The 6,000-nt window shown below is 66.5% G+C and carries 4 protein-coding genes; 1 reads left to right on the top strand and 3 read right to left on the bottom strand.

Features of this window, described 5'->3' with window-relative positions:
- Positions 1–464: 464 nt before the first annotated feature.
- Together ABZ942_RS21480 and ABZ942_RS21475 are read right to left on the bottom strand one after the other, a co-directional pair.
- Positions 465–1,460: a TAXI family TRAP transporter solute-binding subunit gene (locus tag ABZ942_RS21480; RefSeq protein WP_357384539.1), complete on the bottom strand. Its 996-nt coding sequence runs from the start codon at positions 1,458–1,460 to the stop codon at positions 465–467.
- A gap of 295 nt (positions 1,461–1,755) precedes the next feature.
- Positions 1,756–2,742 (bottom strand): YafY family protein, encoded by a 987-nt coding sequence (locus tag ABZ942_RS21475; protein WP_357384537.1) that lies wholly within the window; start codon positions 2,740–2,742, stop codon positions 1,756–1,758.
- Between the two features lie 62 nt (positions 2,743–2,804).
- Between ABZ942_RS21475 and ABZ942_RS21470 the strand changes: the two genes are divergently transcribed.
- Entirely contained in the window at positions 2,805–5,090 is a 2,286-nt protein-coding gene (locus tag ABZ942_RS21470) for an excinuclease ABC subunit UvrA (protein ID WP_357384536.1), read from the top strand.
- Positions 5,091–5,106: 16 nt separating this feature from the next.
- Here ABZ942_RS21470 and ABZ942_RS21465 read toward each other — a convergent pair whose 3' ends face one another.
- Positions 5,107–5,865 (bottom strand): tyrosine-protein phosphatase, encoded by a 759-nt coding sequence (locus tag ABZ942_RS21465; protein WP_357384534.1) that lies wholly within the window; start codon positions 5,863–5,865, stop codon positions 5,107–5,109.
- Positions 5,866–6,000 lie beyond the last annotated feature (135 nt).

Raw genomic sequence — 6,000 nt, 5'->3', positions numbered from 1 at the left:
ACCGGGGGGTATGAGAGGCCGGAACCAATTCAAATAATTGGCACTGACATTCATCGACACACTATTGAGTTCTCAAAGAACACACGCACACACCACCTAGCGGGATTGACCCGGTCGGTCGGTGAGGCAACTTTTCAAGCTTAGCGCAACCATGAACCCGAAGTGAAATCGGGGTACCGGTCTTGCCAGTGTGAGCGTCAGGCGCTCCTCGTCCTACCTCGTTTCCCAGGCTCTCCACTCAGCGTTTCCGCTGGGCTTCTTCGGCTCCGGGTCGGTGTCCGTGTCGCTCTGACCTGGAATAAGTTACGCGGCGGCGAACGCCACGTCAAATCGCCTGCGCAGCCCGAGAGTTCGCAGGTCAAGGCCCCTGACATCGACCGAGGATCGGTCCGGGTCACCCGAATGTGACTCAGACCACCCGAACTTCATCCAAACGCGTCCGCGGAACCCCCGTGCGGACGCCGTCAGTTGGCCAGCGCGTGCTCTGCCCCGCGATGCAGCGGGACCGGATTCGTATCCCGCGCGGTGTCGCGCACGATCCCCTTGGCCGCGGCGTTCGCCTGTTCCAGCTGCGGCTTGCGATCGAAGAGGGCCTTGGTGAGGACACAGGCCACATCGGCGTCCAGGTTGTCGCGGACCAACAGCACGTTGGGTACGACGATGGACGGCACGTCTTCCGGCAGTCCATAGGTAGCGGCGGGGATCGTGCCCAACTCGTACACCGGACTCAGGATTCGCATGCCCGCCAACTGCTCGGAGGTGTCGAGGAAGCGGTACTTGTCCTTGGCCGAGGCGAACAGCTCGGCGATGCCCGGCGTCGGCAGGCCGCCGGTAAAGAACAGTGCGTCGAGCGAGCCGTCCTTCATGCCTGCGACCGCCTTGGTGAGATCCAGGCGGTTCACCGCGATATCACTGTCCGGGTTCAGCCCGCCGGCCCGCAGGATGCGGCGCGCCAACATCTCCGTGCCGGACTTCGGGGAGCCGGTCGAGACCCGCTTACCGCGCAGCTCGGCGATGGACCTGATGCCGGAGTCGGCCCGCACGACCACCTCGCTATAGCTGGGGTAGAGCCGCGCCAGTGCCTGCACCGGCTGCTTGTCGCCGTCGAAGGTGCCGATGCCGAGCACCGCGTCGGCGGCGGTGTCGGTCTGCGCGAACGCCACCTGATACTTGCCCGCCACCAACTGCTGGATGTTCTGTACCGAGGCCATGGTCTCCGCGGCCGTCGCCGAGACCTTGCCGTCGGTGGCCAGCGTGAGCTGATCGGCGTAGGCACTACCGAGCGTGGCGAACACACCGGTCGCGTTGCCGGTGGCGATGCCGAGCTTGGTCGCGTGGGTGACCTCGCAGGTGACCGGAGCGCCCGAGTCGGTGAGCGACTCGTCTCGACTCTTTCCACACCCCGCGACAAATCCTGCCGACACCGCGACCACGGTGACCACGATCGCCACTCTTCTCATCTCGTCCTCCCTGGCGCGAGCCGGCCGACCACCAAGGCCGCGACCAACCCGCTCGCCCACCAACCCGACGCCCATGCGGGCAGCTCCACGTCATCGATCACCGACGCCCGATCCGGCCGCGGGTATTCGACAAGGCGTGACGATAGCAACGCGACACCCTCAGCTAATGAAAAACGTTGGTATCTGGTCGATTTTCAGCGCCACAGCAAAGGCGCAGCGGTCTCGACCAGCGCGACGTCGATGCGCACTCCGGGGCGCAGCAGAGTGTGGCTACCTCGTTGTCGTTCAGTGCACGTCAGCCCGAGCCCATTTCCTGCGGATTACCCGCCGCGCGAAGGAGTTTGGCACCGATATCGTGCACCATGCGCTGCATCTCGGGCGGTTCCTCGACCTCGAACTCCACGTCGAGGTGGGCGATGCGGACGGCAGTCCATTCGAGCGAGTCGGCGCTGGTGCGGATCAGGCAGCTGTGCTCGTCGATCGGCTCGACCTCTTCCGGTCGTACACGGAAGGTTTCGGCCAGCTGCTCGGCCGAGGTGTGTACGAGGAACACCACGCTGCGTGGCTGCCGCGAATGAGCCAACTGGCTGGTGACGAATGCTGCCGCATCATCATCGCCAGGCAATTCCCTTGGTGCGCACCGTACTCCGGTGGGGAACGGGGCGTCGATCCGGTCGAGGCGGAAGGTGCGCCAGTCGGCTCGGTCGATGTCCCACGCGACCAGGTACCAGCGGCGGCCGGCGGACACGAGGCTGTGCGGCTCGGCGAATCGCTTGCTTTCCGCGTCGGTCTTGTCCCGATAGCGGAAGCGGATTCGCTCGCCGTCGCGGGCCGCGGCGGCTAATACGACCAGGGTTTCCGGGTCGACGCGCGGTCCGGCGGCCGGGCCGCCCAGCGAGACGGTCGCCGAATCGACCGCGTCCACCCGGCCGCGCAGCCGCGACGGCAGCACCTGCTGGAGTTTCACCAGCGCCCGGGCGGCCGACTCCTCGATGCCCGCCACCGAACCCTGGGCGGCGCTGCGTAATCCGAGGGTGATCGCCACCGCCTCCTCGTCGTCCAGCAGCAGCGGCGGCAGGTCGGTGCCCGCTTCGAGCCGGTAGCCGCCGACCGAACCGAGGCTGGCGTGCACGGGATATTCCAGCTCACGTAGCCGTTCGATGTCGCGGCGCACGGTCCGCACAGTGACGCCGAGACGATCGGCCAGCTCCGGTCCGGTCCATTCGCGGCGGGTCTGCAGGAGTGACAGCAGTCGGAGTAGTCGCGCGGCGGTCTCGGTCACTGTTTCAGTATGGCGCGGAATGAGGACGGATCCTGACCTCATTGCCGCATAGCGTGGTTGTTGTGAACGCAGAGCGAGACACCATTCAGATCGTCGGAGCCCGCGAGAACAACCTGCGCAACATCTCGCTGGAGATCCCGAAGGGCAAGATCGTGGTCTTCACCGGAGTGTCCGGCTCGGGCAAGTCGTCGATCGTTTTCGGCACCGTCGCGGTCGAGTCGCAGCGCCAGCTCAACGAGACCTACACCTGGTTCATTCGCAACCGGCTACCGAAGTACGAGCGTCCCGAGGCCGACGCGATCGAGAACCTGGCCCCCGCGGTGGTCGTCGACCAGCGACCGATCGGCGGCAACTCCCGATCGACCGTCGGCACCATGACCGATATCCAGTCGATCATCCGGGTGCTGTTCTCCCGGCACAGCGAGCCGAGTGCCGGTGAGGCGACCAGTTATTCGTTCAACGACCCGCTCGGCATGTGCCCGGAGTGCGGCGGGCTCGGTCACGTGGTGCGGCCGGACCTGGACAAGCTGCTCGACACCGACAAGTCGCTCAACGAGGGCGCGATCACGTTCGCGCCGTTCGCCATCGGCACGTTTCAGTGGCAGTTGTACGCGCAGTCTGGGCTTTTCGATCCGGACACGCCGCTACGCGACTTCAGCGCGGACGACTGGCAGCTGTTCCTGCGCGGCAACGGCTTTCGGGTGCCGCGGCCGAACAAGACCGGAGGCGTGGGCAGCAACGCCTACGAGGGCCTGCTCGAACGGCTCGATCGCCTCTACATCAAACGCGACCTCGACTCGCTGTCGGAAAAGAACCAGGCGGCCGCGCGGGAGGTGGTCACCGAGGAGATCTGCCCGGCCTGCGGCGGTGCGCGGCTGAACTCGGCCGCACTGGCCAGCCGAATCGACGGGCTCGGCATCGCCGACTACGGCAGGCTCGAGGTGTCGGATCTGATCGAGGTGCTCGGCGCGATCGACGATCCGATGGCCGAGGTGATCGCCGGTGCGGCGATCGCCCGGTTGCGGCGGATCGAGGAGGTCGGTCTCGGCTACCTCTCGCTGGACCGGGAGACCTCGTCGCTGTCCGGTGGTGAGGCGCAGCGGCTCAAGGTCGTTCGGCACCTCGGGTCGAGCCTCACCGGTATGACCTACATCTTCGACGAACCGAGCGTCGGCATGCACCCGCGTGACGTCGGCCGACTGAACAGCCTGCTGATCCAGTTGCGCGACAAGGGAAATACGGTGCTGGTGGTCGAGCACTCCCCCGACGTCATCGCGATCGCGGATCAGGTGGTGGACATGGGTCCGGGTGCGGGTGGGCACGGCGGGCAGGTCGAGTTCCAGGGCACGGTCGAGAAGCTGCGCGCCTCGGGCACTTTGACCGGCGAGCTGCTGCGCCGGGTGCAACCGGTCAAGCAAGAGACGCGCACGCCGACCGGATGGCTGACTGTCACTGATGTCGAGCTGCACAACTTGAAGAACGTCACCGCACGATTCCCGACCGGTGTGCTCACCGCGATCACCGGTGTGGCCGGTTCAGGAAAGAGCACGCTGGTCTCCGGCGCGTTTCTGGCCGCGCACCCGGACGCGATCGCGGTGAGCCAGGCGGCGATCCACGCGTCGCGGCGCTCCAGCCCCGCCACCTATATCGGCATCATGGATCCGCTGCGACAGTTGTTCGCCAAGGAACACGGCGTGAAGCCCGCCCTGTTCAGCTTCAACTCCGCGGGCGCCTGCACCGAATGCGGTGGCGCGGGAGTCATTTTCACCGATCTGGCGTACATGGATCCGATCACCACCGGGTGCCAGACCTGTCACGGCAGGCGCTTCCGGCCGGAGGTGCTTCCCTACACCGTGCGTGGCGTATCCATCGCCGACGTGCTGGACATGACGGCCGAGCAGGCCCTCGACTTCTGGGACGACCACGCCGGCGGCAAGATTCGCACGCCACTGCGCTCGTTGAACGAGGTCGGCCTCGGCTACCTCACCCTGGGCCGTTCGCTCAGCTCGCTGTCCGGCGGTGAACGTCAGCGCATCAAGCTGGCCGACCACCTGCATCGCAGCGGCGGCAGCTACGTCCTCGACGAACCGACCACCGGCCTGCACATGGCCGACGTCGACACGCTCATGGCGCTCCTCGACCGCCTGGTCGACGCGGGCAACACAGTGATCGTCATCGAACACGACCTGGACGTGGTCAAACGCGCGGACTGGGTCATCGACCTAGGCCCCGACGGCGGCAAACACGGCGGCGAGATCGTGTTCACCGGAACACCCGCCGCGCTGCTGGCGGACGAGCACTCGATCACCGCTGACTACCTGCGCCGCAGCATGGTCGACGCGGCCTAGGTCGCGGTGCCGCCGGTTATTCGACCATCGCCCGACGCAAGGCCATCAGTTCGGCCTCGGTCAGGCCGTTTGCGTGTAGCCAGCGCGCGGCGCCACCGTGGACGGTGTGCAGGTCGCCCACGAATCGGCGCATGGGGGCCGGGTCGACGGCCAGGATGCCGGTTCGGGCCGGTGGAAGTCCACGATAGGAGTGCAGGGTGTCGAGGCGGGCGCGGACGCGGACGATGCGTTCGGCGGTGAGTGCGTAGTCCGCGACGATGGCTTCGGCGGGGACGCCGATCGCGTCGAGCAGGACGGCGGCGAGGATGCCCGTCCGATCTTTGCCTGCGGCGCAATGGAAGACGACGGAATGACGGCTGGCGTCGCCGATCAGCCGTACTGCGGACACCACGGATTCAGCACTGCCGGTGAGGAGTTCGTGGTACAGCCCGCACAGGTCGAACCGCTGCGCGTCCGGCACGAGCTCGCTGGGCGCGGCCGTGCTCGCCCCCCGACAAACGGGGAGATTGACCAGGCGCACAGTGCTTTTCGCGAGTCGACCGTATCCCTCCTGCGCCACCTCTATCGGCGTCCGCAGATCGACGAGGGTTCGCAGGCCCACCCGCCCGAGCAGGTGGGTCAGATCGGATTCGGATAGCTGCTGCGGTGTACTCGAGCGATAAACGACTCCGAAACGGGTGGTGCCGCCGCCACTGGCGGGTAGGCCACCGAGATCGCGGACATTGTCGATCTCGGCGAACTCCACCCATCGGCGTGGGGTGAGATCGGTAGCCATATCAAACTCTCCGCTGGGCCCGGATCAACGCTCGCCGGACCCGCAGAACCAGTTTAGGCCCGGCCCATGGGCGCGATCACGGCGAAGAACCGGTCGCCGTCCGATACCCGAACCGCATCAGTGCGGGTGATCGGC

Source organism: Nocardia sp. NPDC046473, assembly GCF_040645995.1.
Lineage (GTDB): Bacteria > Actinomycetota > Actinomycetes > Mycobacteriales > Mycobacteriaceae > Nocardia.
Note: the sequence above shows the minus strand (reverse complement) of the source record. Positions and strands in the feature narration are given on the sequence as shown.